Below are 25,809 nucleotides of genomic sequence, written 5' to 3'. Positions count from 1 at the left end.
TATTTCGTTTAAAAAGCTCAATATTTTAAATTGGGCTTTTTATTTAAATAATTCAATTTTTGCGACACAGTTCTAAAATAGCGAGTCCATAATTCTTGTTTAATTTATGTAAAATATCACAGTTGATTTAAATTCATTTTCTGAATTCAAAAAATTAATTTTAAAAATAGATCCTAAGATAAATACGTATTTATTTTTGGTTGATTATTGGAAATAATTAGTCAAATTTTCATATAGATATAAAAATCAGTATAAAACTCTGTTTTTCTCACCGCATTTTGGTTTTTCGATTTTAAATAGAAATTAAAACTTATCCACACGTCTAGGTTTTGATAAGATCATTTATTTCTAGGATATTGTCATAAATTCAGCTTGATTTTGACATTCATATTAAACAGCACTTTATTTGCACATTTTTTTATGTTACAAATAGCTCGAACCGATAGATTTAACAATAATTTAAAATCCAGGCTCAGTGATGAAAATTACACCGGAACAACCGACCCATCTTATTCAACAAAGCAGTGGATTCCGCTTACCTTGGGATAAAGGCGCATGTTGCTTTTTTATCTTAGGGATATTTTTAGCCGCCATGATTTTTCATCTTTTAGGCATATTTCCGACTGTTTAAATTTTAAATATAAAAAATCCCTCAGTACGAGGGATTTTTTATTCTCAATACTTGGACTTAAGCATTACGTTTGGCAAAATCATCCATAAAGTTAACCAATGCTTGTACACCTTCTAAAGGCACAGCATTATAAATACTTGCACGCATACCGCCTACTGAGCGGTGACCTGCAAGGTTAAGTAAATGATTTTCTTCTGCTTCTTGCAAGAATAATTTATCCAAATCAGCATTTGCTAAGGTAAATGGTACGTTCATGATTGAACGATTCTGAGTTGCAATTGGATTTGCATAAAAATCACTTGAATCAATATAGCCGTATAATAATTTTGCTTTTTCAAGGTTGATTTTATGCATTGCATCTACCCCACCTTGCTCAAGTAACCATTCAAATACTAAACCTGATAAATACCATGCATAGGTTGCAGGTGTATTTACCATTGAGTCATTTTTTGCTTGTGAAGCATATTTTAATAAACTTGGAATTTCAGGTTTTGCTTGATCAAGTAAATCATCTCGTACGATCACTAACGTTAAACCCGCAGGGCCGATATTTTTTTGCGCACCTGCATAAATTAAACCAAATTTAGACACGTCTAATGGCGCAGATAAAATGCTTGATGAAAAATCAGAAACCAAAGGCTTATCGGTTTCAGGAATATTGGCAAATTGAATACCGCCAATTGTTTCATTATCAGCATAATGCACATAGGCAGCATCAGCAGATAAGTTCCATTGACTTTGATCAGCAATCGCTAATTTTCCATCAATTGTAATACCTGCTTCGATGATATTAATATCACCATAACGCTGTGCTTCTTTGGTTGCTTTTTCAGACCAAATGCCTGTATGGATATAATCTGCTTTTGGATTTTTACCTAAAAGGTTTAAAGGAATCGCAGAAAATTGTAATGATGCGCCGCCTTGTAAGAACAATACCTTGTAGTTCTCAGGAATGTTCATAAGTTTACGCAAGTCTGCTTCTGCTTTTTCAGCGACAGCCACATAATCCTTACTACGATGGCTCATTTCCATGATGGATAAGCCTTTACCCTGCCAATCTAACATCTCTTGTTGAGCTTTTTCTAAAACGGCAGTAGGTAATGCAGCAGGACCAGCACAGAAATTGTACGCGCGCATGATTTTTCCCTTATGAAAGTGAAACGAATGAAATAGGCGCATTTAACCACAAATCAACTTTTCTTGCAGTAGCTTTGTTAGTCAATCTTTCAATATGTTTCAGAATTTAGAATTGATATTTCAATAACAAAGTTTGAACCTATTTTTATAAAAACTGAATCTTTTCAGGTTTTATTTTAAATCATAGGAAAAATTAACCTCATACAAGTTCATTACTTTATCTTTAATAGGATCTTTAAATATAAATAATGCGGGATCACTACAAAAACCACACAGGATAAATGTGACTTTTAGATTATTTATTCTAGTCATTCAAGGTTAGAATGGTTTCAAATTTAAACAAATACTGATGATTTTGCAGATGAAATTAACAAAGTATTATCCTAAAAAAACATTATGCGTCTCCATGCAATTAGGTTGCTTATTCATGCTCAATATGGCTTTAAGTCACCCTAGTTTTGCTGAAAATCTCAGTTATGCGCAAGCCGAACAGTATTTACTAGAAAATTCATACACTTCTCAAGCCAATGCTGCACTGGATCAGGCTTCAAAGTTACAAGCAGAAGCGGTGAAAAATATTGGACTACCACGTGTAGATTTAAATGTGCGTGCTTATAAATTTCATGCAGAAACGGATATTCCTTTAGATGGTGTGAAAAATAATCTAGAAAATACTTTATCTTATGGCGTCAATGAAAAAGTAGACCAATGGCAGACGCAGCAAAATCTGCCAAATGCTGTAACTGATCCTTTAAAACAAGGTTTAAATCAAGGAATTCATAGTGGTATTGGCTTAATTCCAGATACCGCCAATGTTGTACTTGAAGATGAAACTATTCGCCCAACCGTATCCGTCATGATGCCCATTTATACAGGTGGATTGACGACCACAACCAAAAATATTGCCAATCTCAAAGCCGAGCGCAGTCAACTCAACAGCAAACAACAACAAGACACACAACGTTTTGAAATTATTCAAGCGTATTTCAATGTGCAATTACAGAAACAGCTAGAAGGCGCCAGTGCTTTTAATTTACATGCCATGCAACAACATTATGACAATGCACTAAAACTTGAACGTCAAGGTTTTATTAGTAAAGGTCAACGCATGCAGTTTGAAGTTGCCAAAAATAATGCAACTCGTACCTATCAAAATGCTAGTTCGAATTTATCTTCAAGCCAATTTCAATTAAAAAATCTACTCAACAAACAGTCTATTGATCAACTTACTACACCGCTTTTTATTAACCGTCGCCAACAAAATAGCATAGATCAATTGTTAGCGTCCTATCCACAAAGTTCAAATCTTGTGCAAAAAATGCAGATGGATACACGCTTAGCAGATGAAAATATCAAAGCCCAACAAGCAGCGAAAAAGCCTACACTTTTTGCTTTTGGTGAATATAGCCTAGACAAAGATCAAAATTGGATCGTCGGCGTTGCTGCTCGTTATAATTTATTTTCAGGCATTGATAAAAATAAAAATGTGCAAGCCGCTGAACTTCAACGTTATGCGGCTGAACTCGGTACAGCACGCACCAAGCAAGAAATTGAAAATATCATCTATACTTCCTATAACGCACTGCAAACTGCACAAATGAATCAGCAACTGTTACGCCAGAATGAAGCTGCAGCAGTGGAAAATTTACGCATTCAAAACCTATCGTTTAAAGAAGATATGGGCACAGCAACCCAAGTGATTGATGCACAAAATCAACTCAGTGCCCTAAAAACTGAAATGGCAATGAATGCTTATAAATATGTCATGTCATTGGCGACTCTTTTACAAAGTCATGGCTCGATTGATCAATTTAAAAGTTATGTAGATCAGTCAAATACTGATTATATTCGTTAAAATGGGGAAAGTAATGACACAAGAACATGACCCAAAACTTGATAAAGTCACAAATGCAGACTCAGCGTCAGAAAACCCGACTAAGGAAAGTCTTGATTTAAATCCTCAAGAAAATGTACCAAATCAAGCCGATCAAACTCGCCCTGCGCCTACACCTGATTCTAAATCAACCGAACCTCCACAATCGAATCCAGCGCCTAAAAAGACTTTGTTGATCGTGTTGGGTTTGATTATTTTAATCGCACTTATAGGCTTGATTGTATTTGGTTTATGGAAAGCCTATCAGCCCAAAACCATTGATGTACAAGGGCGTGTTGAAACTGAAACTTTGCACATTAGCACCAAAGTACCGAGTCGTATTGAAGAAATCTTGGTTAAAGAAGGTCAACAGGTCACTCAGGGTCAAGTTCTAGTGAAACTAAGCAGCCCAGAAGTTGAGGCAAAAAAACAGCAAGCTATGGCAACCTTACAGTCGGCGCTTGCTTTACAATCAACGGCTGAACGGGGTTCACAACAGGAAAATATCGACAGTTTATATGCCAATTGGCAAGCCCTAAAAGCACAAGAAGCTCTTGCACAAACAACCTATCAACGTGGTGCAAACTTGTTCCGTGAAGGCGTGATTTCCCGTCAACGTAGAGATGAAATGCACGCTGCAGCGCAATCCTCACATCAAATGACCGAAGCGGCTTATCAACAATATGCTCGCGCCAAACGTGGCAGTACTACTCAACAAAAATCCAGTGCCGATGCACAAGTCGACATTGCCCAAGCCGCAGTCAAAGAAGCCAATGCACTCGAAGCCGAAACCATTTTAAGCGCACCGAGTAACGGCACTGTTTCTAAAATTTACGGCAAAACGTCTGAGTTGGTGGCAATGGGTGTGCCTGTGGTGAGTTTGCTAGAAACCGATGCACAATGGATCAGTTTAAATGTCCGTGAAGACCAATATGCGCAAGTCTACCAAGCTAAAACTTTACAAGGCTTCATTCCTGCATTAAACCAAACTGCCGATTTTAAAATCGACAGCATTGATGCCGAAGGAGAATTTGCCACCATTAAAAATACTCGTCAAACAGGCGGATATGATGTGCGTAGTTTTAAACTCAAGCTCGTACCTGCTGAAAAAATTGATCATCTAAAAGTGGGCATGAGTGTCATTTTTAAACTCCAAGAGCTTAAATAAAATGTTGAGCTGTATGCTGCGTGAGTTGCGCTATTTAATTCGTCATAAATGGGACTTAGCTTTGGTCACGCTTGCGCCATTCTTTTTGCTGATTTTATTTGGCAGTATGTTTTATGCAGGCAAAGCAGAACATTTACCCATTGCGATCATTGACCAAGATCAAAGCCAACTGAGTTTGAATATTGAAAAATATTTAAGTCATAACAACACTTTACAGATCTATGAAATTTCTGACAATGTTGATGAAGTTGAAAAATTAATTAACCAAACCAAAGTCTGGGGCTATGTGCATATTCCTGAAGGTGCAGAACAGCGTTTGGTCAAAGCACAAGATGCAGGGATTAGTATTGCATTTAATCAGTCTTATTTTAGTATTGGTAATAGTATTTCTTCAGCAATGCTGCTTTCCACAATTGAAGGAATCACAGATTTTAGTAAAAATACTTATCTGCAAAATAAACTGCCCTACTTAAATATTCCGACTGCAAGCCTAAAAATTTCACCTTTATACAATCCAAATCTAAGTTATGAGTTTTACTTAGAACCTTTCATGATTCCTGCGATTTTGCATCTTTTACTTTGTTGTTGTGTGGCTTTTGCAGTTGGACAAGAACTTAAATATAAAAGCACTGCAAAGTGGTTGCATCATCAAGGTTTTCTTCAAGCAATTTTGGCAAAGAATTTAGTCTATGTTTTGATTTTTAGTCTTTGGACATGGCTATGGATGTTTTGGCTGATTGAAATTCGAGGGTGGTTTGTAGCGGGTCAACTGTGGTTGATTTTAGTGGGACAATTCTTTTTCTATTTGGCTTATGCGTTGATCAGCACAACAGTTGTGCTTGCTACGCAAAACTTATCCAAAACTTTTGGTTTTATTGCTGTCTATGGTGGCTCATCTCTTAGCTTTGCTGGCGTGACATTGCCTTTAAATAATGCACCAATTTTCACGCAATTTTGGGCAAATATTATTCCCTATACGCCTTATGCCAAGTTACAAACTGAACAATGGGTCGTCGGCAGCCCGATCAGCATTTCACTGATTCCATTGGCGATTCTTGTGTTCTATTGCATTTTTTATGCTGCAATTTCTACGATTTTATTGAAAAAAATAACAAGACAATCATCACAAGGAGCTGCTCATGTCTAAACTCAGTAGCTTTTTTAAACAACTTTTCCGTGATTATTTACAAACATTCAAGAATATTGCAACAAATTCATCCATTTTAACAACAATGGTTTTATCAGTATTCTTTTACAGTTTTTTCTATCCCACTGCCTACAAAGCACAACAAGCGGAAGCATTACCGATTGTTATTGTTGATGAAGAACAAAGCTATTTAACCAATGCCATTATTACCCAAGTTTATAAAAGCCCAAATGTGAAGGTTCAGGACATCACAGGCAATTTTGAAGAAGCCAAACAACTGCTACAACGACAAAAAGCAGATGGCATTTTGTATTTACCCAATAATTTATCTAACAGCGTTGCCCGAGGAGAAACGGGCGGCATTGGCTTATATCTCAGTGCTGCTTATTTTTTAAAAACCAAACAAATTGGTTTAGGCTTAGCCAGTTCCATTGAACATACCCTTGCGGAACATGCTGAAAAATTTGGACATATTTCCGATTTTAAAGCAGCGCTTTCAATTCATCAAATTCCTTTATTTAATACCCTTTCAGGCTATGGTAGTTATATTTTTCCTGCCATTGCGCCTCTTATTATTCACCAAACGATTTTGCTTGGCTTATGTATGTTGATCGCAGGTTATAGAGAAAAATTTTGGCGAGCTTCTGTCACGGAGTTTTTCGGAATTTATTGTGCTGCGTTGACCATTGGTTGCTTAGGCTGTTTTTATTTATTCGGTTTTACTTATTGGTTTTATGACTATCCACACGGTGGAAATTTCACAGGAATGTTGATCGCTGTACCGATTTATATCAGTTGTGTGATTGCTTTAGCGATGTTTTTAGCAAGCTTTTTAGATTTATCTGAACGTGCTGGGCATGTGATTGTATTTACTTCTATCCCTTTATTTTTATTGTCTGGCGCTGCTTGGCCAGTATCGGCAATGCCAACGTGGATGCAATATTTTTCACATGTTTTACCTTCTACACAAGGCATTAACTTATTTATCCAATTGAACCAAATGGGGGTAAGTTTGGATATTGTACTTCCTAAACTGATTTATCTTGCGACTTTAGCTTTGATTTTATTGGTTTTAGCATTTTATCGGCTGACGTATATGTATAAAAAATAAGAATAGATCCACCAACTATAATTTATAAAATTAATTAATCTTAAAAATAAGATTGAATTATTAAATAAAACAGCATTATTTTTATTCAAATAGTTAAGCCTTTACAGAAAAAAATTAGCTGCAATTTTTAAATAAGCGCAAAATAAAGCATTTTCGAAACACTCTAAAACATTTTTAAAATCTCCCAATTGGCAACTCCCACAATTCTTGTCGGGGGATTTTTTGCGTGTTTTTCATAGAGTTTTCCTTTTCGCCAAAATCTGAATTTTAAGGGCTCAGTATGAAGAAAACGAAAATTAGCCTTGCTTGGCAAATTGTGCTTGCGCTCTTCCTCGGCATTGTCGTTGGTGCTTTTCTGCACAACTCTCCTGAAATAAGAGATGATATTGTTGCCAACTTTTTGCAACCACTCGGTAAGATTTTCATCAATCTAATCAAAATGATTGTGATTCCACTTGTGCTTTCCATGCTGATTTTAGGAATTGCCAATGCAGGAGATAGCAAAAGTGTCGGTAAGCTTGGTTTTAAAACCATTGTTTATTTTGAAGTAATTACCACTGTTGCGATCATTGTGGGTCTTGTTGCTGCCAATATCTTCCAACCTGGTGCGGGCATTGATATGTCTAAACTCACCACTTCGGACATTTCTCAGTATCAACAAACTACTCAAGAAGTGAGCCATCAAGCACATGGTCTCGTCAATACCGTCCTTTCTCTGATCCCATCCAATATTTTTACTGCAATGAACGATGGGCACATGTTGCCGATTATTTTCTTTGCGGTGATCTTCGGGATCGGCTTAGGTTCTTTAGCCAAAGAAACCAAGCAGCCATTGATTGATGTATTAAAAGCAATTTCTGAAACCATGTTTAAAGTTACACACATGATCATGATGTTTGCACCTTTTGGTGTATTCGGCTTGATCGCTGCAACTGTAGCAAACTTTGGTTTTAGTTCACTTTTACCCCTCATCAAACTTGCAGTACTTGTGTATGGCGCGATTTTATTCTTTATTTTTATCGTACTTGGTTTGGTCGCTAAATTCTGTGGTTTTAGTATTTGGACAATTATCAAAATACTCAAAGATGAATTGATTCTGGCTTATTCAACTGCCAGTTCAGAAACTGTTTTACCGCGTATGATGGAAAAAATGGAAGCTTATGGCGCACCCAAATCCATCACCAGTTTTGTGGTGCCTATCGGTTATTCGTTTAACTTAGATGGTTCTACACTGTACCAAAGTATTGCTGCGATTTTTATTGCCCAGCTTTATGGGATTGAATTAAGCATTACCCAACAAATCATTTTAGTTTTAACCTTAATGATTACCTCTAAGGGAATCGCAGGCGTACCTGGGGTTTCTTTCGTGGTGTTGTTGGCAACACTTGGTAGCGTAGGCATTCCACTTGAAGGCTTGGCATTTATTGCAGGTATTGACCGTATTTTAGATATGGCACGTACTGTATTAAATGTAATCGGAAATGCTTTAGCTGTATTGGTCATCAGTAAATGGGAAGGCAAATTCGATACTGAAAAACAAAAATCTTATAACTTTGATGCAACCCATTAATTTTAAGATTTAAAACGAGAAACCACCTACGGGTGGTTTTTTATTCTTTATACATAGCGAAATAGACGATCAATCCTACACTTAAAATTAGCAATTAAAGATGATTTTTCACACATGAACGACTATGCTTACTTAGCCGTAGCATATCCAATAAAACTCATTTTTTCATTGTCTTAGATTTTATTGACTAAAATGTTTTTAAATCGGTAGACTCAAAAGCGAAGTGCAAAATAATACGATATTGTTTAAACTCTAAACTAAAATAAACAAGCATTAAATCACAATGACACAAAAAAACTCGCATCTCCCCTACTGGAAAACTGCTGATCATTTGTTTGGTTGCTATGGTGCAATCATTTTTTGCGTATTGGCTTTAATCCAAGTGATTCCGCTCGGTTGGTTTGGTTGTTCTGTTTTAGGCTATATCCTTGGTCGCTTAATCTATTTTGTCTTGCTGCAATTACATACACAGCCGATTTACAACCCAATCACACCACCCAAACATATCACACCTCAAGCGACACGTTTAGCAAGACCTAGCGTAAAAGAAAGCATTTCACCCGAACAAAAGCTGTTGAATGAATTTTTAAAGCTACAGTTCCAAGTACGTGACTTATTACCCGCTACAGCGAATGCAAAATTTCAAGACATTCACGCCTTAATTGTGGTACTTATACAAAAGTTCAAACGCACACAAGATATAAACACGCAAAATGAAATTTTAAAAATTCAAACCATTATTAATAATTATCTCGCACCTACCATTAAAAATTACCAAGAATTACCTGTGCTTTTTTTAGATCGGAAAATGAATAATGAACATAGTCCAAATGACTTAATGGAACAACAACTAGACCTGATTCATCATGAACTGTTAGAAATCACCCAATATATATTTCAGAATGATTTTGATAAATTGGTCATGCATGGTGAATTTTTACAACAAAAATTAAAACCACCTGTATTTTTTAAAGTTGGGCAAGCACTTTCTGTGCCTCAAGAATCTTAAAAGCGAAATACACAACTGAGAATATTTTATGTTTAAAAATTGGATTTTTGTTCATCTCTGTTGGATCGTATTAGTTTTTGTCATGATTAAAACTGAACAAAAAACCACTGTAAATGAAATTAGCATTTCACCCGAAACCTCAGCGCCTAGACCAGTGAATGTACATACGCCCACTCCTAAACCTCCCCATGATACTGACAATACTTTTATCACGGGTACAAGGTCTGATACGGTGCTAATGAATCAAAATCAAGCGATTAACAACAAACCTCTGGTCAATTTTAAAGAAATTATTGCAGACTCAGAATTACATTATATCGGTGTACATGTATCTAGTGCACGTGAATATACCCAAACTGAGCAACAACAACGCTATGTAGAGTGTGAAAGCCAAGTGAATAATCCACATTCAAGTAAAGCTGCTAGTGACTGTCGGCATTATGCTTATCGAGCTGAAAAAAAGAATGTTGAAAATACTGTGACTGTAAATATTAATAGTAACCGAAAAGTTTCTCTTATTTTAACGTCTTATAACCCTGTGAAATGGGTAATCAAAGGCAACACTCAAAACTTAAAACTGGTTTATATTTCGGGATATCATGCTGCTGAAGTTTCTCCTAGACTTACAAACTCAACCAAAATGTATTCGAATTTTCACGAAGGAACGACATGTTCATTTTGCTTAGCTAGTGATATTCCCTACTTTTATGGCTATGAAAACTCTGGCGATTTACAAAGCAAAATTCAGCAATATTTTCAAACGCCTTTGACCAGTTTCCAAGGTGCTTATAAAGCCAAGAATGTGCATATCAATTAATTTTTAAAAGCTCAAATAGTTTTTTTATAATGCGATCATGATCAAATCATATCCGTTTTTTAATGTAATAATCTTTACCATTAAATAAATATTTAGAGCATATCTCAATAAAATTGCTTTTCTTCTAATGACAATGCATCAATCAACTTTCTTTGCTGAATCCATTGAGTATGAGGAAAACAATAACCATCAGATTCTTGGAAAAATTTTATATCTTTACAATCTATAAGTTCTACCTGAACGGTAAAGTAATCACCGTATAAAGTTGTGGATCTTAGGAGATGATTTTTATCAAACTGAATTTTGATTATGGCAGCAGTTAAATCTTGCTTGGATTTATTATGAATTTTCAAATAATGTTCTAAATATTGAATAAATTTCAAATGTACTTTCCCCAAAAAGACATCGTTCTCAATATAATTTTCATCTAATAAGTTAAATATGAAACCTGAACGATTTAAATGCCTTGCATGTGTATAAAGCACACCTATAGCCCAAAAATTACCATATTCATGATACCGATTGGTAAATTTATCTAAAATGATACCTGTTATACCATTCTTGGAAAATAACATAATATAAGTGGTTTGTTTTTGGCGGAGTCTTACATCTAAAGTTTGTATTTAGGGACTAGCCTTCGGCTCGACCTACTTTTGTTTCGACAAAAGTAGGCAAAACCATTGTCATCCGCAAAACTCGACAAATACCGCAAATTGATTGATGTATTGCAAAAACATGACCAATCATTGGTAGTGCTGCCTCAGACAATTGCGGATGACGTTTTCGCGTCTCAGCTTATAATTGGAAGCAGAGAAAATGACTCCAAAAATATATTATAAAACTTTTATTGATTGGTATTACATTCAACAATCTTTTTTTCATGTATTCAAATTTTTAATATTTTTATGATCATAAACTAAAAAGCCCCTTTCGGGGCTTCTTCTATTTGGCATTGAAAATCATCAATCAACCAATAAATTTACGGGCATTACGGAACATGCGCAGCCATGCACCATCTTCAGTCCATTCTTCAGGCTTCCAAGAATGCTGAATAGCACGGAAGTTACGTTCAGGATGCGGCATCATAATCGTTGCACGACCATCTTTTGAAGTTACACCTGAAATTGCTTCAGGAGAACCATTCGGGTTCATTGGATAATGTTGCGTTGGATTACCTTGACTGTCAACATAACGCAGGATCACTTGATCACCAGCATTTAAAGCAGTCAAGTTTTCTGCACGTGCAACCACACGCCCTTCACCATGTGCTACCGCAATCGGAAGAATCGAACCCTCCATCCCTTCGAGCAATACTGAATTTGATTTTTCCACACGAACGTTTACTGCACGCGCTTCAAACATTTCAGAGGTATTGCGATGGAAACGTGGCCAGTTTTCTGCTCCCGGAATCAATGGTGCAAGCTGTGACAACATTTGACAACCATTACAGATACCAAGTGAGAATGTTTCATCACGGTTAAAGAATTTCTCAAATTGGTCACGAAGTTTTGGATTGAACAACACTGATTTTGCCCAGCCACCACCTGCACCTAAGACATCACCATAAGAGAAGCCACCACATGCTACCAGACCTTCAAAATCATCAAGGTCAATGCGTCCTGCAAGTAAGTCACTCATGTGAACGTCAACAGTATTGAAGCCCACTTTATCAAATGCTGCAGCCATTTCTACATGACCATTTACGCCTTGTTCACGTAAAATCACCATGTTTGGACGGCGTTCATTGATGTATGGTGCTTCAATTGGTTCATTCAAATCAAAAGTTGCTTTGGCGATTAAACCCACATGAGATTTATCGGTAATTAAGGCAAATTCTTGATCTGCTGTTTCAACATTGTCACGTAAACGCTGGATTTGATGTGATACTTCAGTCCATGCTTGCTGTAATTCAGCACGATCTAAACTTAAACCATTTACAGACAATTTGTCTGAATCATTTACTGTACCCACAACTGCAATGGCATCTTTTAAGCTTGATGCTGCAACTTCATCTGCCAATGCTGCCCAATCTGCTTTAGAAATTTGTAAAACTGCGCCAATTTCTTCAGCGAATAAGCTTTCAGTAGATTGGTCTTCAAGCGCTACACCTAAACGTGAAGCAAACATCATTTCTACAACAGTTGCGAGTAAACCACCATCACCAATATCGTGATAGGCTTGGATTAAGCCACGATTATTCCAATCTTGGACCAATGCAAAGAAGTCTTTGAAATCGTCAAAGCTATCTACGTCAGGTGTTACGGAACCGATCGCTTTATATACTTGCGCTAAGATCGAACCACCTAAACGGAACTGACCTTTCGACAAATCAATGCGAACTAAAACTGAATCTTCATTTTTCAATTCTGGAGTTAAGGTTTTACGTACATCAGTCACTGGTGCAAATGCTGTGATCACGCCTGACATTGGAGAAGTCACTGACTTGTCTTGACCTTCATCATTCCAAGTAGTACGCATTGAGAGTGAGTCTTTACCCACTGGAATAGCAATACCAAGTGCAGGACACATTTCCATACCGATGGCTTTTACACCCTCGAATAATGCTTGGTCTTCACCTTTCTGACCTGCTGCTGCCATCCAGTTTGCAGACAATTTAATGTTACTGATTTGCTCGATTTTTGCAGACATAATATTGGTGATCGACTCTGCAACCGATAAACGTGCAGAAGCAGCAGGATTTAACAATGCGACAGGTGGACGCTCACCCATTGCCATTGCTTCACCTGTATAACCCACTAAACTTGTAGTAGTTACCGCCGCATCGGCAACAGGAACCTGCCAGCGACCTACAAACTGATCACGCGCTACCATCCCTGTGATTGAACGGTCACCAATGGTGATCAAGAAAGATTTAGAAGCAACTGTTGGATTTTTCAGAACACGGTAAATCGCATCTTTTAAATCCGTCACTTTTGCTGCTGTAAAATCATCACCTTTACGTTCAATTGTTTCATATGAACGGCTCATGCGTGGTGTACCACCTAGCATGACTTGCATTGGCATATCGACAGCTTTGTTGTCAAATAATGGATCATTAACCGTTAAATGACGTGCTTCTGTTGCTTCACCCAATACTGCAAACGGACAACGCTCACGTGCGCATAATGATTCAAATAATTCTAATGAAGATGGACGGATTGCCAACACATAACGCTCTTGCGCTTCGTTTGACCAGATCTCCATAGGAGACATGCCCGGCTCAAGCGATGGAATCTTACGAAGGTCAAGCACTGCGCCAAGTTCATGATCATTGACCAACTCAGGCATCGCATTGGAAATACCACCTGCACCTACGTCATGCACAGATACGATTGGGTTGTGGTCTTCCATACGCCAACATGCGTCAATGACTTCTTGACAACGGCGTTCCATTTCAGGATTTTCACGTTGCACAGAAGCAAAGTCTAGGTTCTCACCCAATTTACCGCTATCTACAGAAGATGCTGCACCACCACCTAAACCAATCAGCATGGCAGGACCACCCAATACGATGAGTAAATCGCCCGGTTGGATTGCATCTTTTTCAACGTGATCTGGACGAATGTTACCGTAACCACCTGCAATCATGATCGGTTTATGGAAACCTTTTACATCACCATTGACGTTTTGTTCAAAAGTACGGAAATACCCGTTTAAAGCAGGACGACCAAATTCGTTGTTAAATGCAGCCCCGCCCAATGGCCCTTCAATCATAATTTGAAGTGGTGATGCCATACGAGATGGTTTGCCGTAATTTTCTTCCCAAGGCTGTTCAAAACCAGGAATATTTAAATTAGAAACCGTGAAACCTGTTAAACCCGCTTTAGGTTTACCACCACGACCTGTTGCACCTTCGTCACGAATCTCACCGCCCGAACCAGTTGCCGCACCTGCAAATGGCGCAATCGCTGTTGGATGGTTATGCGTTTCCACTTTCATCAAGATATGCGCAGCTTGGCTCTTATATTTATAAACGTGATGACCCGTTTCTTCGTCTTTTTTCGGATAAAAACGTTGTGTATCAAAGCCAACAATCACCGACGCATTGTCTTTATATGCTGACAATACGTCTGTCGGTGATTCTTTATAAGTATTTTTAATCATTTGGAACAATGACAATGGTTGCACTTCACCATCAATTGTCCATTCAGAACCAAAGATTTTATGACGGCAATGCTCAGAGTTGGCTTGCGCAAACATCATTAACTCGATGTCATGCGGATTGCGTCCCATTTTAGTAAAAGCATCTGTTAAATAATCAATTTCTTGATCAGACAAAGCAAAACCAAACTCAGAATTGGCTTTTACCAAAGCTTCTTTACCTTGACCTAAAATATCAATTGAATTTAAAGGTTTTGGTTCTGTCTCTAAAAATAATGCTGCTGCGTCTTCGATTTGGTTGAACACGCTTTCGGTCATGCGGTCATGTAAAACTTGCTTTACCGCATCTGAAACTTCAGAAATACCCTTTAAAGTAAACAAAACACCGCGTTCTAGGCGGTGTACAGGCGTATTACAATTGGCAAAAATATCGGTCGCTTTTGATGACCACGGTGAAATTGTACCGACACGTGGTGTCACTAAAACTTGCACTTCGTCATTTGCAGCCTGACGTACTTCAAACGATGCGCCATCATTTAAAAGCTGTAAAGCAGATTGCTGTTGTTGCTCGCTGAGCGCTTGGTCAAACAGATAGACCCATTGGCTTTCTATTGATTGAACAGAACTGATAGACGATAAACGTGTTAATAGTTGTGTTTGCTTAAAAGAAGAGTGTGCGGGTGCACCGGCAATGATAAACATGCTGTTTTTGGCTCCACGGGCAGATTTTAACAACCTACCGCAATGTGACTTGAAGAGAGCGCATATTCTACTGTGAAAGCGCATTTTCAGCTAGTCATGTCTGGCTGAAAAATTTAAGATTTCTTTGTTTTAAATGCTCTATTTACTTTGACTTTCAAGTTCAAACATGATTAGTAACAAATAATTTTTAGAGAATATTTTAACTTTTGCTCAGCTTATTTCCAAAGCAATAAAACAACGATCTACAGTAGTTTAAAAAACTTGAGCTATTTAACTTCCCAAGATTTGGACGAATTTTAGCTACAATAAGAGAGAACATAACTGACTCTGGGAAATACAAAGTCAGTTATGTCAGGAATTTCATAACATTAAAATTTAAAATGGTATTCAAAATACTAAATTTTAACTACTACTTATCTAATGTTTTCAATAAGTGTAAAACTGCTTCACCTGCCAAACTCAAAGAATTTGGATCAATCTGTTCAAGCGTATCACATGCCTTGTGATAGCATGGCGCAAATTCAAGCTCATTGCCCTTTAACTGCTCATTAAACAAAATAATGGAAGCCACAGGAACTTTACCTAAAAACGGTGCTGTATCACTTGCTGTCAGTGTAGAAACATCTTCTTTAATTTTAAGATTTTTAGCTTGAAAAAAAGCTTTTAAAGTATTTTCCAATGCCAAATCCCCACTGTGACTTGGCACGGTTTTTAAACTATCTAGTAGCGGTTTATAGTCAGCTTCTTGCATGCCCCGTTCTTTCAGCATCTTTTCCATCTCAACCACAGAAGACTTATCTGCATCTGCAATCAAGATTTCAGGATTTTTTGTGCCGACCATATCAACATTAATATATGCCTGAATCGCTTTAAGCTTTTCATCAGATAACTGTTTTACAAATGCTTGCGAACCCGCAATACCCACTTCTTCTGAGTCCCAAAATGCCAAATATAAAGTGTGTTTAGGTTTTATTTTTTGTGTTGCATAAGTATTCATTAACTCTAGAACCAAAGCTACACCAGAAGCGTTGTCATTAATACCGGGTCCCATTTTTACAGAATCATAATGCGTACCTACAATAATTGCACTTTCCTTAGATTCACCTGCAATTTCAACAATAATATTTTGCCCAATGGTTTTTTCACGATTTTCAAAAGGAAGCATTTGCACCGAGTGATTGGCTTTTTTAACTTGATCTAAAATATATTGCGCAGAAGCTTGACCGCCATCAGTTCCTACTGCTCGATTGCCACCATTTTCTGTCGCAATACGCTGAAACTCTTTTAAATGCTGCATCATCAGATTAGCATCCAAAGTTGATCTCACAACGGATTTTTGCTCTACAGTTGACTGTGTAGATGCTGTATTCAATGTACTACAACCGCTTAAAATAAAAAGGCAAGATAATGTCAATGCGGAAATTTGTTTTACAGCTTTCATAAAATAGACCTCATATTCACAATATTTATTTTAAAAACAAATAAATAAAAAGCGACTTAGTTTTGTTACCTAGCCAAAGCAACAAATAACAGATTTTTATATCGTTCATTTATCAATATCTAGATACAAGCGAAGAAGGACTGATTAAACAGTCTCAAAATGCTGATTTTTTTGGGAATGTTAGTGATGAATCTGATAAACAGGTCTGAGGTGTTTTGTTAATATTAATGTGAATACCCTTCAAACTTTAGGATCTTAAAAATTAACTCTTCTTACTCTTACTGCTTCTCCTTAAAATTTTAGGCATTCAAAACTCACATTTCAAAATATGAAGTATTCAAAACAACATTAAGATTTTCGATAAATAGATGACCATTTATTTTTTAATACAATAATTTCTATGACATTTTTATATCGTTTCAGCATATAATCAAACCCTTAAAATACATATGTGTTTTACCCTGTCTAAAAGAGCTATCCCTATGTCTAAAACCATTCCATCAACATTTGAAGATGTATCAGCGAACATTATCGAGCGTTGCAGCACCTGTACAGAGCTTATGCAAGAAAATGAAATTGACCCTAATTATGATGGTCCTTTAGCAACTTATGCCAATAATACTTACTGCACTTTAAAATGTATGAAAGAATCACAAATAGAATCTGAACATATGCCACAATCAGAATCATAAATGTATAATTATTTTTTAAATTTGAATGAGCAGAATATAATTAAAAGGACATGATTATATTTTACTCATTTTAAATTGGTTTATTTTTTATCTGTTTTACTTTCTTATATAATTCGTCAACTTATGTCGCCCTGCTCTAGTGATTTAGTTATAAATTTGGCATGATGCAAACAAGCAATCACAGAATAATGCTAAATGACTCAAATGCGTTGGTTAGAACTGCTCTCCACAGTTCGTATTGGTCGTAAAAAACAAAGTACCGAACAGGCACGTAGCCCATTTCATAAAGATTATGACCGTATCATATTTTCGCAAAGTTTTAGACAACTGAATCGTAAAACCCAAGTTCATCCACTCACACAACACGATGGTATTCACACACGCTTGACCCACTCTTTAGAGGTGTCATGTATTGGACGTTCACTCGGGATGCTTGCGGCAGAAAAAATTCAAAGTGAATTGCCGATTTGGATTACCCCTGCTGATGTCGGAGCGATTATTCAAGCGGCTTGTTTAGCCCATGATATCGGCAACCCACCTTTCGGACATGCTGGTGAATATGCGATTCGAGAATGGTTTGATGATGCATCACATACCGATTTTTTAAAAGATTTAAGCCCAGAACAACAAGCTGATGTTCGTCAGTTTGAAGGCAATGCGCAAGGCTTAAGATTACTCACCAAAATTGATTATCATCCCAACGATGGCGGTATGCGTTTAACTTATGCCACCTTAGGTGCTTATCTCAAGTATCCATGGTTATCAAAAACCATTGAATCTCAAGGGAATACTCCAGCAAGTCAACGTGCAAAGTTTGGTTGTTATCAAGCAGAAAAAGATATTTTACAACAAATCGCAGAACAGCTTGGACTGATTCAACTCGGTGAGTACCATTGGTGTCGTCATCCTTTGACTTATCTTTTAGAAGCAGCCGATGACATGTGTTATGCGCTGATTGACCTTGAAGATGGCATTATTTTAAATATGCTGAGCTATGAAGAGGTTGAACCTATTTTCCTCAATTTAATTGGCGATTATGGCGTTCCTGAAGAGTTGAATATGCCTTTCACAACATGGCAACAAAAAATTGCAGCTTTACGTGGTCGTGTCATGAAGCGTTTGGTCGATGAGGTTACTACAGCATTTGCTAAACATCATTTTCAGATTATTTCAGGTCAACTCAAAGGCTCTCTTTTACAATACTGTTCAGCTGATATTGAGATTGGAATTGATCGTGCAAAAAACTTAGCACGTGAAAAAATCTTTGAGCATCCGCAAAAATCAGGCTTGGAAATTATTGCGCATCAAAGTTTACAACATATTTTAGATGCTTTTATTCCGCTGACTACCCCCAATAAAGCTTTGAGTTTTAAAGATGGGCGTTTAATGTCGATTTTAGAGCGTTTTGGCGCACGTTTTAGTGATGATCATTATGACAATATTATGCAAGTTTTAGATATTGTCAGTAAGTTTTCAGATCATCAAGCGTATAACTTGGCGCAAGAGTTACAAGGCAATAAGGTTGGTTTCTTTTAACATTCATCATTTTTTAATGTTGATGACTGGGATCAAACAATCTGTAATTGCTTAAATTCTGTAATAAATGAGTCAATCCAAATAATAGGAATATTCAATGATTAGTACTAGTATTTATACAATTGATTATCAAAAATATTTATCTATAGAAGCCAATCCTTCCAAACATCTTATTCATTATTTATTCATCCATAGCAGTGCTCATCAACTTGTAGATTACATTTTTAGATTAGAACGCAACAATAAACTCGAGCTAATGACTGAACAATTAGATTCGCTAATCAATTATTATCAGGTTAAATGCTCTGATCTTTTGCCTTTTTTGATTTCAAATATTAAACACGCTGTAAAAGATGGGCATTGGTTAGACTTTAAACTTATTCAACTTGATCAAATTTATTATTTACAGCACCATCCCGAGCAAATATTAACGATCAGAACCATTGATCATAGTTAGGTAAATCATCAAAAATCACCTGTTGCTTAGATCAAATCTACAAGAAATCCTCAAAGCACTTTTGCGTTTAGAGCAAATGGCAACTACTATTCAACCATGAACAAAATAAGTGAACATATGCAATGATCGGATGTCTAATTGGTGAAGTCTTAGCTTTAGAAGCACCAACTGTACTTTTAAATGTAAATGGCGTGGGCTATGAAATCGACACCCCACTTTCAACTTTTTGCCAACTGCAAAAAGCTCAAAAAGTAACGTTATGGACGCATTTAGCAGTTCGTGAAGATGCACAACTCTTATATGGTTTTTTAAATCAGCAAGAAAAAACTATTTTCCGCACACTCCTCAAAGTAAATGGCGTTGGCCCTAAAATGGCCTTAGGTATTCTGTCTACCCTCAGTGTTGAAATGTTGATTCATACTGTTGAAAATGAAGATATAAATACTTTAGTTAAAGTTCCAGGAGTAGGCAAAAAGACTGCTGAACGCTTAATGATCGAGTTACGTGATCGTTTTAAAACCATGTCTTCAAGCACTGTTGCAAGTAATTCAACCGTTGAACAAATCCAATTTACAGGTAATTCAGCCGTTGCAGAGGCTGAAGCAGCTTTACAATCTTTAGGTTATAAACCTTTAGAAGCACAGAAGCTGGTGAATGCTGCCAAAGGTGACTTTACAGAAGCCAGTGACATTATCCGTGCAGCTCTTAAATCCATGAATAAATAAGATAGATCAAACATGCAAGACCGTTTAATCAGTGGTTCTGAAAAACCCGAAGATCATTTTGATCGTGCTATTCGCCCAACATCACTGGATGACTATATTGGTCAGCCTGTAGTACGTGAACAAATGGAAATCTTTATCGGTGCGGCACGAGGACGTGGTGAAGCACTCGATCATACCCTCATCTTTGGCCCTCCTGGTTTAGGTAAAACCACTTTGGCGAATATTATTGCCCGAGAAATGGGTGGAAATCTAAAATCAACTTCAGGGCCTGTTTTAGAACGTGCTGGTGATTTGGCTGCGATGCTGACCAATCTTGAAGAAGGTGATGTGCTATTTATTGATGAGATTCACCGACTTTCACCTGTGATCGAAGAAATTCTCTACCCTGCAATGGAAGATTACCAACTTGACATCATGATTGGTGAAGGACCAGCAGCACGTTCGATCAAACTCGACTTACCACCATTCACCTTAGTTGCTGCGACTACACGTGCTGGGCTACTGACTTCGCCTTTACGCGATCGTTTTGGGATTGTACAACGACTTGAGTTTTATTCAGTTGAAGACCTGACGCATATCGTCACTCGTTCAGCCAATTTGATGGATGTCCCAATTACCCATGAAGGTTCTATCGAAGTTGCACGACGTTCACGTGGTACACCACGGATTGCCAATCGTTTGTTACGCCGTGTACGTGACTATGCCCAAGTTAAAGGCACTGGTGAAGTTACCCAAGAAATGGCGCAACGTGCCTTAGATATGCTCAATGTTGATAAAGATGGTTTAGATACCTTAGACCGTCGTTATTTATCTATGCTACTCGAACGTTTTGATGGAGGGCCTGCTGGTGTAGAAGCTTTGGCGGCTGCAATGGCAGAAGACTCAGGCACGCTTGAAGATGTGATCGAACCCTATTTGATCCAACAAGGTTATGCAATGCGTACCGCACGTGGGCGTATTGCAACTAATCAAGCATATTTACAGTTTGGTATGACACCGCCTGAACCTAAAATTTAAAGCCAAGTTGAATGTAAAAGGAGAAGAAAAGCTTCTCCTTTTTTTATTCAATTTTTTAAAATTGTATTACAAGAAATAATATTCACCGCATTTTATTTAAATATAATTCACTCAATACTTAATCAAATTAAAATATTAATTTTGCTACAAATATAAAAAGGAGCACAAAAAATGCTAAGCTTTTCGATGACCATAATTTTAGTTAGTTTTGCTGTTTTCGCGTTTGTATTATATTTTCGTTTTCATCATTTAAATCACGCTCATTCAGAACCCATTGAGCATTCACCACAACAGCTCAGCAGTGATGATTTACTTGAGTTTGACCGTGAGCTTAATAAAATTTTAAATAACCCACATCTTTCAGATGCAGACAAAGAGCGTTTGAGCAATGAATATGCTGAACAGTATTTATTAAAAAACGCTATGGACTAAGCCTAAACAGCTTAAACGATGATCATTCTAAAAATGAAGATGGTGTACAGGATAGTCTAATATGAGCATTTACATACTAATTATTATTGTTTCTGTTTATTTCATTTTTAGAATTGGACAAAAAATTCATCAATCTCGTCTGATAAAAAAACAGAATGAAAAAATCAACGATTTTGTAAATCAGAATCTTTTAGAATTTGATCGAGAAATTGATCAAATTCTTAATCATCCAAATCTGAGTAAGCAAGAAAAAGAACATCTCACCAATTCATGTATCGAAAAATTCACCCACAATCTTCAATCAAAATAATTCATGATACAGCGCTTTACTTGATTCAAAGATTCCTGTAATGCTGAATCGCATCATCAAAACTATCTCTGAGTATCGATCAATATCATACTTAAGGATTTGAAACCTTGTGCCATTGGACAATCAAATCAGAATGCTAAACTGCAAGCCATTGTAGCGCTTGGTTTTATACAATTTTTAATCAGTTATAATTGTAAAAATCAAAAAGCTTAGTTCATTGCTAAATGTAAAAACTGGAAAGGGTCATGGCAAACAAATTTGAGTTTCAAATCCGTGTATATATTGAAGATACCGATGCAGGTGGAATTGTTTACCATGCCAATCACATTCGTTTTATGGAGCGTACCCGCACTGAATGGTTGCGTGCTTCAGGTATTGACCATTATTGGCATCAAAAAGACTATAACTTTGTCGTACATAAAATAAACGTCAAATATATGCGTCCAATCCTTATGGATGACTTAATTACTGTTACAGCTCGTGTAGTTTCGTGTAAAGCAACGTCATTTGTATTGCAACAAAATATTTATCGTGGTGAAATCATGCTTGCTTCTGGCGAGGTTGAATTGGCATGTTTAAGTACTGAAATGAAACCGCGCCGTATTCCTGATGAAATCCGTGAGTTGATTCTAAGAGAATTAGCCCACGAATAAAAAAAATTTATTTGGCACATGTAACTATGGCAACTCAACTCGAATCTTCTCTTCACGTTTCTGATTTAATTTTACAAGCAAGTCCAGTGGTACAGTTGGTCATGCTGGTTCTGGTACTCGCCTCTTTATTTAGCTGGTATCTGATTGCCAAGTTACATATAGGCTATAAAAAAGCTCGCCAAGGCGATGATCATTTCCAAAAAATCTTTTGGTCTGGTGCAGAGTTAAATACTTTATATAACAATGCTCAGCTCAACTCTAAACGTGATGGTTTAGAAGATATTTTCTATCAAGGTTTAAGCGAGTTTTTAAAACTTAAAAAACGTCATGCGGAAACTGCCTCGATGATCGAAGGGACAGAACGTATTTTACGTGTTGGCTTAAGCCGTGATCAAAGTCGCTTAGAACAAGGTTTAAGTGCTTTGGCGAGTATTGGTTCTGTTGCGCCTTATGTCGGTTTATTCGGTACGGTTTGGGGCATCATGAATGCCTTTATCGGTTTGGCGCAAGTCGACCAAGTGACTTTAGCAACTGTTGCACCAGGTATTGCTGAGGCATTGATTGCAACTGCAATTGGTCTTTTTGCTGCGATTCCTGCGGTATTAGCATTTAACCATTACACTGCCAAAGGTGAAGAGATCTATTCTGATCGTGCATTATTTGCTGAAGAAATGGTGGCGCTATTACAACGTCAATCTGTGGGTTCAACACAGGAAAATGACTAATGGCAATTCAACGTTCAGGACGCTTTGAACGCGTCAAAAAGCCGTTAAAGAGCGACATGAATGTCGTTCCTTATATTGATGTAATGTTGGTGCTGTTGGTGATCTTTATGGTCACTGCACCCATGATCACTACAGGAATTGATGTTGATCTTCCGCAAGCGAACAGTACACCGATCGAATCTAAAGAAACCTTAGCAATCGTGACCTTAGATAAACAAGGACAATACCTCCTCAAAGATGGTGAACATCAGAATACAGCTTTAACACTCGACGAACTCAAACAAGTTTTAAACCAAGCACAAACTGATGCTGAAACTAAAAATCAGAAATTTAGTGTTTTGGTGAATGGAGATAAATCTCGTCCTTATGGCGATGTGATGAGTTTAATGTCTGCCCTGCAAGAAGCAGGACTTAACCAAGTTGGACTACTGACCGAGCCTTTAAAGTAAGCTATGAAAGATTTTAATAAGCCACAATCCAAAGAAAATGCGATTGCACTTGGGTTCACCCTTGGTGTCCATGTGGTGGCGATTGTTGGCTTACTTTTTTTGGGTATGAGTAAACCACTTGAACCACCTAAGCAGATCAAAACTGTATTGGTCAAACCAGAGGACATTCCACCACCAGAAGCAGAGCCTTTGGAAATCACGGATGCAACGGAAACGGCAGACACCAATGTTGCCGAAAATATACAACAAACGGCTGACCCTGTTGAAGATGCGCCCAACATTCCAGTAACTGTTCCTACGCCTACACCCAAAGTAGATATGCAAAAAGCTGCTGCCGAAGCAAAAGCCGCTGAAGCGGAACAAAAGGCAGCCGCTGAAGCAGCCAAAGCACAGGCCAAAGCTGCTGATGCAGCACGCTTAAAAGCAGCAGAAGCAGAAAAAGCCCGTCAAGAAGCTGCTGAAAAAATTCGCCAAGCTAAAAATGATGCTGAAAGAGCTAAGGCTGAGGCAAACGCTAAAGCTAAGGCAGAAGCTGCAGCCGCAGCTAAACGTGAAGCAGCCGAAAAAGCGAGAGCGGAAGCCAATGAAAAAGCACGTCAGGCAAAAGCAGAAGCTGCTGCAAAAGCGAAACAAGAAGCAAATGCAAAGGCTAAAGCTGATGCTGCTGAAAAAGCACGTCAAGATCGTGCTGCAAAATTAGCACAGGAAAAAGCTGCACAAGCTGCAAAAGCCAAGCAAGATGCTGCCGAAAAAGCCAAACGTGAAAAAGCTGATGCTACTGCCAAAGCTAAACAAGATGCTGCCGAAAAAGCCAAACGTGAAAAAGCTGACGCCGCTGCTAAAGCCAAACAAGACGCTGCAGAAAAAGCCAAACGTGAAAAAGCCGATGCTGCTGCCAAAGCTAAACAAGAGGCTGCGGACAAAGCCAAACGTGAAAAAGCTGACGCTGCTGCCAAAGCTAAGCAAGAGGCAAATGAAAAAGCTAAAGCGGATGCTGCTGCAAAAGCAGAGGCAAAACGTAAAGCAGATGCAGAAGCCAAAGAGAAAGCAGCCGCTGAAGCCAAAGCCTCTGCTGCTCAAAAAGCCAAAGAAGAAGCTGCAAGCAAAAAAGCAGAAGCAAAGAAAATTGCATCTTCTGCGAAACGTGATTTTGAGAATAAAGTCCGTAGTGCTTGGCGTATGCCTAGTGGTTCTTCAGGACAGAAGGCATCTGCTCGTGTTACATTGACAGAAAGTGGCGGTGTTGCTTCTGTTGTTGTCAATGCGTCTGATCCAGATGTAAAAGCCAGCGTTGAACAAGCTGTACGAAATGCTGCACCATTTCCTATGCCATCTGATCCAGATGCAAGAAGGGAAGCCCGTAGCTTTACAGCAAACTTTACAGTGAAATGATTTGAATAATAAGACCCTGTTTCGGCAGGGTTTATTTTTAGTATCTCAGGACAAATATATTGAATATTCAAAAATATGTATTGTTTATTTTACCTTTAGCATTTTTAATCCAGAGTTGTAGCACTGATCACTTCACTCAAATGGATAATTCTAAGCTTGATAGATCTAAGCGAATTGAAAATGAGAATGTAACTTTAGCTCATAAACAAAGTGAAGAAGAACCGCCTCCTCAGTCAAAACCATCTGCTCTTCAAAAAGCCAAAGATGAAGACTCTACAAAAACAATAGAATCAAAGAAGATAGCATTTTCTGCCAAACGTGATTTTGCCAATAAAGTTCTTAGCACATGGCATATGCCAGTAGCTCCTTCAGGACAAAAAGCATCTGCGCGTGTAACGCTCACTGAAAATGGTGCGATATCTTCTATTGTCGTAAATGCCTCTGACCTAGCGCTAAGAAAAAGTGTAGAACACGCTATACGAAATGCTGCACCATTTCCAATGCCCTCCGATCCAGATGCAAGGCGGGAAGCTCGTAGCTTTACAGCGCACTTTACAGTGAAATAATTTAAATAATAAGCCCCTGTTTCAGCAGGATTTATTTTAAGTATCTGGGGACAAATATATTGAATATACAAAAATATATTATTTTTCACTTTTAGTATTTTCAATCCAAAATTATAGAACTAATCGCTCTTCCCCTCATCTCATTGGA

General features: G+C 37.6%; 23 protein-coding genes. 19 read left to right on the top strand and 4 right to left on the bottom strand.

Features of this window, described 5'->3' with window-relative positions; all coding sequences use genetic code 11:
* The first annotated feature begins 478 nt into the window (after positions 1 to 478).
* Entirely contained in the window at positions 479 to 631 is a 153-nt protein-coding gene (locus HUS24_RS00915; protein ID WP_173910199.1) for a hypothetical protein, read from the top strand.
* Positions 632 to 688: 57 nt separating this feature from the next.
* Here HUS24_RS00915 and serC read toward each other — a convergent pair whose 3' ends face one another.
* Complete coding sequence (gene serC / locus HUS24_RS00910; protein WP_173910198.1) at positions 689 to 1,768, bottom strand: 3-phosphoserine/phosphohydroxythreonine transaminase; 1,080 nt, start codon at positions 1,766 to 1,768, stop codon at positions 689 to 691.
* A 427-nt stretch (positions 1,769 to 2,195) separates the two neighbouring features.
* On the opposite strand from serC, the gene HUS24_RS00905 reads away from it, so the two are divergent.
* The 7 genes from HUS24_RS00905 (at position 2,196) to HUS24_RS00875 (ending at position 10,463) form a co-directional block, all read left to right on the top strand.
* The gene (locus HUS24_RS00905; RefSeq protein ID WP_368033715.1) at positions 2,196 to 3,623 is read left to right on the top strand and encodes a TolC family protein; all 1,428 of its coding nucleotides are present in this window, start codon (positions 2,196 to 2,198) and stop codon (positions 3,621 to 3,623) included.
* Between the two features lie 13 nt (positions 3,624 to 3,636).
* On the top strand, positions 3,637 to 4,809 hold the full coding sequence (locus HUS24_RS00900; protein ID WP_217424332.1) for an HlyD family secretion protein: 1,173 nt from the start codon (positions 3,637 to 3,639) through the stop codon (positions 4,807 to 4,809).
* 1 nt (position 4,810) lies between these two features.
* The gene (locus HUS24_RS00895; RefSeq protein ID WP_173910195.1) at positions 4,811 to 5,956 is read left to right on the top strand and encodes an ABC transporter permease; all 1,146 of its coding nucleotides are present in this window, start codon (positions 4,811 to 4,813) and stop codon (positions 5,954 to 5,956) included.
* A complete protein-coding gene (locus HUS24_RS00890) occupies positions 5,949 to 7,067 on the top strand; it encodes an ABC transporter permease (RefSeq protein ID WP_173910194.1) in 1,119 nt (372 codons plus the stop codon). The genes HUS24_RS00895 and HUS24_RS00890 overlap by 8 nt, the downstream gene beginning before the upstream one ends.
* A gap of 280 nt (positions 7,068 to 7,347) precedes the next feature.
* Positions 7,348 to 8,637 (top strand): glutamate/aspartate:proton symporter GltP, encoded by a 1,290-nt coding sequence (gene gltP, locus HUS24_RS00885; protein ID WP_173910193.1) that lies wholly within the window; start codon positions 7,348 to 7,350, stop codon positions 8,635 to 8,637.
* Between the two features lie 283 nt (positions 8,638 to 8,920).
* Positions 8,921 to 9,646, top strand: a complete 726-nt coding sequence (locus tag HUS24_RS00880) for a hypothetical protein (protein WP_173910192.1) — start codon at positions 8,921 to 8,923, stop codon at positions 9,644 to 9,646.
* A 28-nt stretch (positions 9,647 to 9,674) separates the two neighbouring features.
* The gene (locus tag HUS24_RS00875) at positions 9,675 to 10,463 is read left to right on the top strand and encodes a hypothetical protein (protein WP_173910191.1); all 789 of its coding nucleotides are present in this window, start codon (positions 9,675 to 9,677) and stop codon (positions 10,461 to 10,463) included.
* A gap of 104 nt (positions 10,464 to 10,567) precedes the next feature.
* Here the strand turns inward: HUS24_RS00875 and HUS24_RS00870 are convergent, their stop codons facing one another.
* From HUS24_RS00870 to HUS24_RS00860, 3 genes are all read right to left on the bottom strand, one after another.
* Entirely contained in the window at positions 10,568 to 11,038 is a 471-nt protein-coding gene (locus HUS24_RS00870; RefSeq protein WP_173910190.1) for a hypothetical protein, read from the bottom strand.
* Between the two features lie 391 nt (positions 11,039 to 11,429).
* Positions 11,430 to 15,266 carry a phosphoribosylformylglycinamidine synthase gene (gene purL, locus HUS24_RS00865; RefSeq protein ID WP_173910189.1) on the bottom strand — a complete coding sequence of 1,279 codons (3,837 nt, stop codon included), beginning with the start codon at positions 15,264 to 15,266 and terminating at the stop codon, positions 11,430 to 11,432.
* A 409-nt stretch (positions 15,267 to 15,675) separates the two neighbouring features.
* Complete coding sequence (locus HUS24_RS00860; protein WP_173910188.1) at positions 15,676 to 16,707, bottom strand: M20/M25/M40 family metallo-hydrolase; 1,032 nt, start codon at positions 16,705 to 16,707, stop codon at positions 15,676 to 15,678.
* A gap of 482 nt (positions 16,708 to 17,189) precedes the next feature.
* On the opposite strand from HUS24_RS00860, the gene HUS24_RS00855 reads away from it, so the two are divergent.
* From HUS24_RS00855 to HUS24_RS00805, 11 genes are all read left to right on the top strand, one after another.
* A complete protein-coding gene (locus tag HUS24_RS00855; protein WP_173910187.1) occupies positions 17,190 to 17,399 on the top strand; it encodes a hypothetical protein in 210 nt (69 codons plus the stop codon).
* A 195-nt stretch (positions 17,400 to 17,594) separates the two neighbouring features.
* Complete coding sequence (locus HUS24_RS00850) at positions 17,595 to 18,935, top strand: deoxyguanosinetriphosphate triphosphohydrolase (protein WP_173910186.1); 1,341 nt, start codon at positions 17,595 to 17,597, stop codon at positions 18,933 to 18,935.
* A 97-nt stretch (positions 18,936 to 19,032) separates the two neighbouring features.
* Positions 19,033 to 19,392 carry a hypothetical protein gene (locus tag HUS24_RS00845; RefSeq protein WP_173910185.1) on the top strand — a complete coding sequence of 120 codons (360 nt, stop codon included), beginning with the start codon at positions 19,033 to 19,035 and terminating at the stop codon, positions 19,390 to 19,392.
* A gap of 122 nt (positions 19,393 to 19,514) precedes the next feature.
* A complete protein-coding gene (ruvA, locus tag HUS24_RS00840; protein WP_173910184.1) occupies positions 19,515 to 20,117 on the top strand; it encodes a Holliday junction branch migration protein RuvA in 603 nt (200 codons plus the stop codon).
* A gap of 12 nt (positions 20,118 to 20,129) precedes the next feature.
* The gene (gene ruvB / locus HUS24_RS00835) at positions 20,130 to 21,134 is read left to right on the top strand and encodes a Holliday junction branch migration DNA helicase RuvB (protein WP_173910183.1); all 1,005 of its coding nucleotides are present in this window, start codon (positions 20,130 to 20,132) and stop codon (positions 21,132 to 21,134) included.
* Positions 21,135 to 21,305: 171 nt separating this feature from the next.
* Entirely contained in the window at positions 21,306 to 21,566 is a 261-nt protein-coding gene (locus tag HUS24_RS00830; protein ID WP_173910182.1) for a hypothetical protein, read from the top strand.
* A gap of 555 nt (positions 21,567 to 22,121) precedes the next feature.
* Positions 22,122 to 22,529 (top strand): tol-pal system-associated acyl-CoA thioesterase, encoded by a 408-nt coding sequence (gene ybgC / locus HUS24_RS00825; protein ID WP_065993568.1) that lies wholly within the window; start codon positions 22,122 to 22,124, stop codon positions 22,527 to 22,529.
* A gap of 26 nt (positions 22,530 to 22,555) precedes the next feature.
* On the top strand, positions 22,556 to 23,254 hold the full coding sequence (tolQ, locus tag HUS24_RS00820) for a protein TolQ (protein WP_173910181.1): 699 nt from the start codon (positions 22,556 to 22,558) through the stop codon (positions 23,252 to 23,254).
* Positions 23,254 to 23,703, top strand: a complete 450-nt coding sequence (tolR, locus tag HUS24_RS00815) for a protein TolR (protein ID WP_173910180.1) — start codon at positions 23,254 to 23,256, stop codon at positions 23,701 to 23,703. Before tolQ ends, tolR begins: the two co-directional genes overlap by 1 nt.
* A gap of 3 nt (positions 23,704 to 23,706) precedes the next feature.
* Positions 23,707 to 25,095 carry a cell envelope integrity protein TolA gene (tolA, locus tag HUS24_RS00810; RefSeq protein WP_173910179.1) on the top strand — a complete coding sequence of 463 codons (1,389 nt, stop codon included), beginning with the start codon at positions 23,707 to 23,709 and terminating at the stop codon, positions 25,093 to 25,095.
* Positions 25,096 to 25,154: 59 nt separating this feature from the next.
* Entirely contained in the window at positions 25,155 to 25,661 is a 507-nt protein-coding gene (locus tag HUS24_RS00805; RefSeq protein WP_254433781.1) for a TonB C-terminal domain-containing protein, read from the top strand.
* Positions 25,662 to 25,809: the final 148 nt, after the last annotated feature.

This window comes from Acinetobacter sp. Marseille-Q1618 (genome assembly GCF_902809855.1).
Taxonomy (GTDB): domain Bacteria; phylum Pseudomonadota; class Gammaproteobacteria; order Pseudomonadales; family Moraxellaceae; genus Acinetobacter.
The sequence above is the reverse complement of the archived record's forward strand: the minus strand, read 5'-3'. Positions and strand labels throughout refer to the sequence as shown.

What these genes read in the sequence shown, in the direction of transcription:
- tolQ (WP_173910181.1), top strand. Translation starts at nt 22,556, where the DNA reads ATGGCAACTCAACTCGAATCTTCTCTTCACGTTTCTGATTTAATTTTA.
- HUS24_RS00845 (WP_173910185.1), top strand. Translation starts at nt 19,033, where the DNA reads ATGATTAGTACTAGTATTTATACAATTGATTATCAAAAATATTTATCT.
- ruvB (WP_173910183.1), top strand. Translation starts at nt 20,130, where the DNA reads ATGCAAGACCGTTTAATCAGTGGTTCTGAAAAACCCGAAGATCATTTT.
- HUS24_RS00915 (WP_173910199.1), top strand. Translation starts at nt 479, where the DNA reads ATGAAAATTACACCGGAACAACCGACCCATCTTATTCAACAAAGCAGT.
- purL (WP_173910189.1), bottom strand. Translation starts at nt 15,266, where the DNA reads ATGTTTATCATTGCCGGTGCACCCGCACACTCTTCTTTTAAGCAAACA.
- HUS24_RS00895 (WP_173910195.1), top strand. Translation starts at nt 4,811, where the DNA reads ATGTTGAGCTGTATGCTGCGTGAGTTGCGCTATTTAATTCGTCATAAA.
- tolR (WP_173910180.1), top strand. Translation starts at nt 23,254, where the DNA reads ATGGCAATTCAACGTTCAGGACGCTTTGAACGCGTCAAAAAGCCGTTA.
- gltP (WP_173910193.1), top strand. Translation starts at nt 7,348, where the DNA reads ATGAAGAAAACGAAAATTAGCCTTGCTTGGCAAATTGTGCTTGCGCTC.
- HUS24_RS00860 (WP_173910188.1), bottom strand. Translation starts at nt 16,707, where the DNA reads ATGAAAGCTGTAAAACAAATTTCCGCATTGACATTATCTTGCCTTTTT.
- HUS24_RS00870 (WP_173910190.1), bottom strand. Translation starts at nt 11,038, where the DNA reads ATGTTATTTTCCAAGAATGGTATAACAGGTATCATTTTAGATAAATTT.
- tolA (WP_173910179.1), top strand. Translation starts at nt 23,707, where the DNA reads ATGAAAGATTTTAATAAGCCACAATCCAAAGAAAATGCGATTGCACTT.
- serC (WP_173910198.1), bottom strand. Translation starts at nt 1,768, where the DNA reads ATGCGCGCGTACAATTTCTGTGCTGGTCCTGCTGCATTACCTACTGCC.
- HUS24_RS00830 (WP_173910182.1), top strand. Translation starts at nt 21,306, where the DNA reads ATGCTAAGCTTTTCGATGACCATAATTTTAGTTAGTTTTGCTGTTTTC.
- ybgC (WP_065993568.1), top strand. Translation starts at nt 22,122, where the DNA reads ATGGCAAACAAATTTGAGTTTCAAATCCGTGTATATATTGAAGATACC.
- ruvA (WP_173910184.1), top strand. Translation starts at nt 19,515, where the DNA reads ATGATCGGATGTCTAATTGGTGAAGTCTTAGCTTTAGAAGCACCAACT.
- HUS24_RS00875 (WP_173910191.1), top strand. Translation starts at nt 9,675, where the DNA reads ATGTTTAAAAATTGGATTTTTGTTCATCTCTGTTGGATCGTATTAGTT.
- HUS24_RS00880 (WP_173910192.1), top strand. Translation starts at nt 8,921, where the DNA reads ATGACACAAAAAAACTCGCATCTCCCCTACTGGAAAACTGCTGATCAT.
- HUS24_RS00850 (WP_173910186.1), top strand. Translation starts at nt 17,595, where the DNA reads ATGACTCAAATGCGTTGGTTAGAACTGCTCTCCACAGTTCGTATTGGT.
- HUS24_RS00855 (WP_173910187.1), top strand. Translation starts at nt 17,190, where the DNA reads ATGTCTAAAACCATTCCATCAACATTTGAAGATGTATCAGCGAACATT.
- HUS24_RS00905 (WP_368033715.1), top strand. Translation starts at nt 2,196, where the DNA reads ATGCTCAATATGGCTTTAAGTCACCCTAGTTTTGCTGAAAATCTCAGT.
- HUS24_RS00900 (WP_217424332.1), top strand. Translation starts at nt 3,637, where the DNA reads ATGACACAAGAACATGACCCAAAACTTGATAAAGTCACAAATGCAGAC.
- HUS24_RS00890 (WP_173910194.1), top strand. Translation starts at nt 5,949, where the DNA reads ATGTCTAAACTCAGTAGCTTTTTTAAACAACTTTTCCGTGATTATTTA.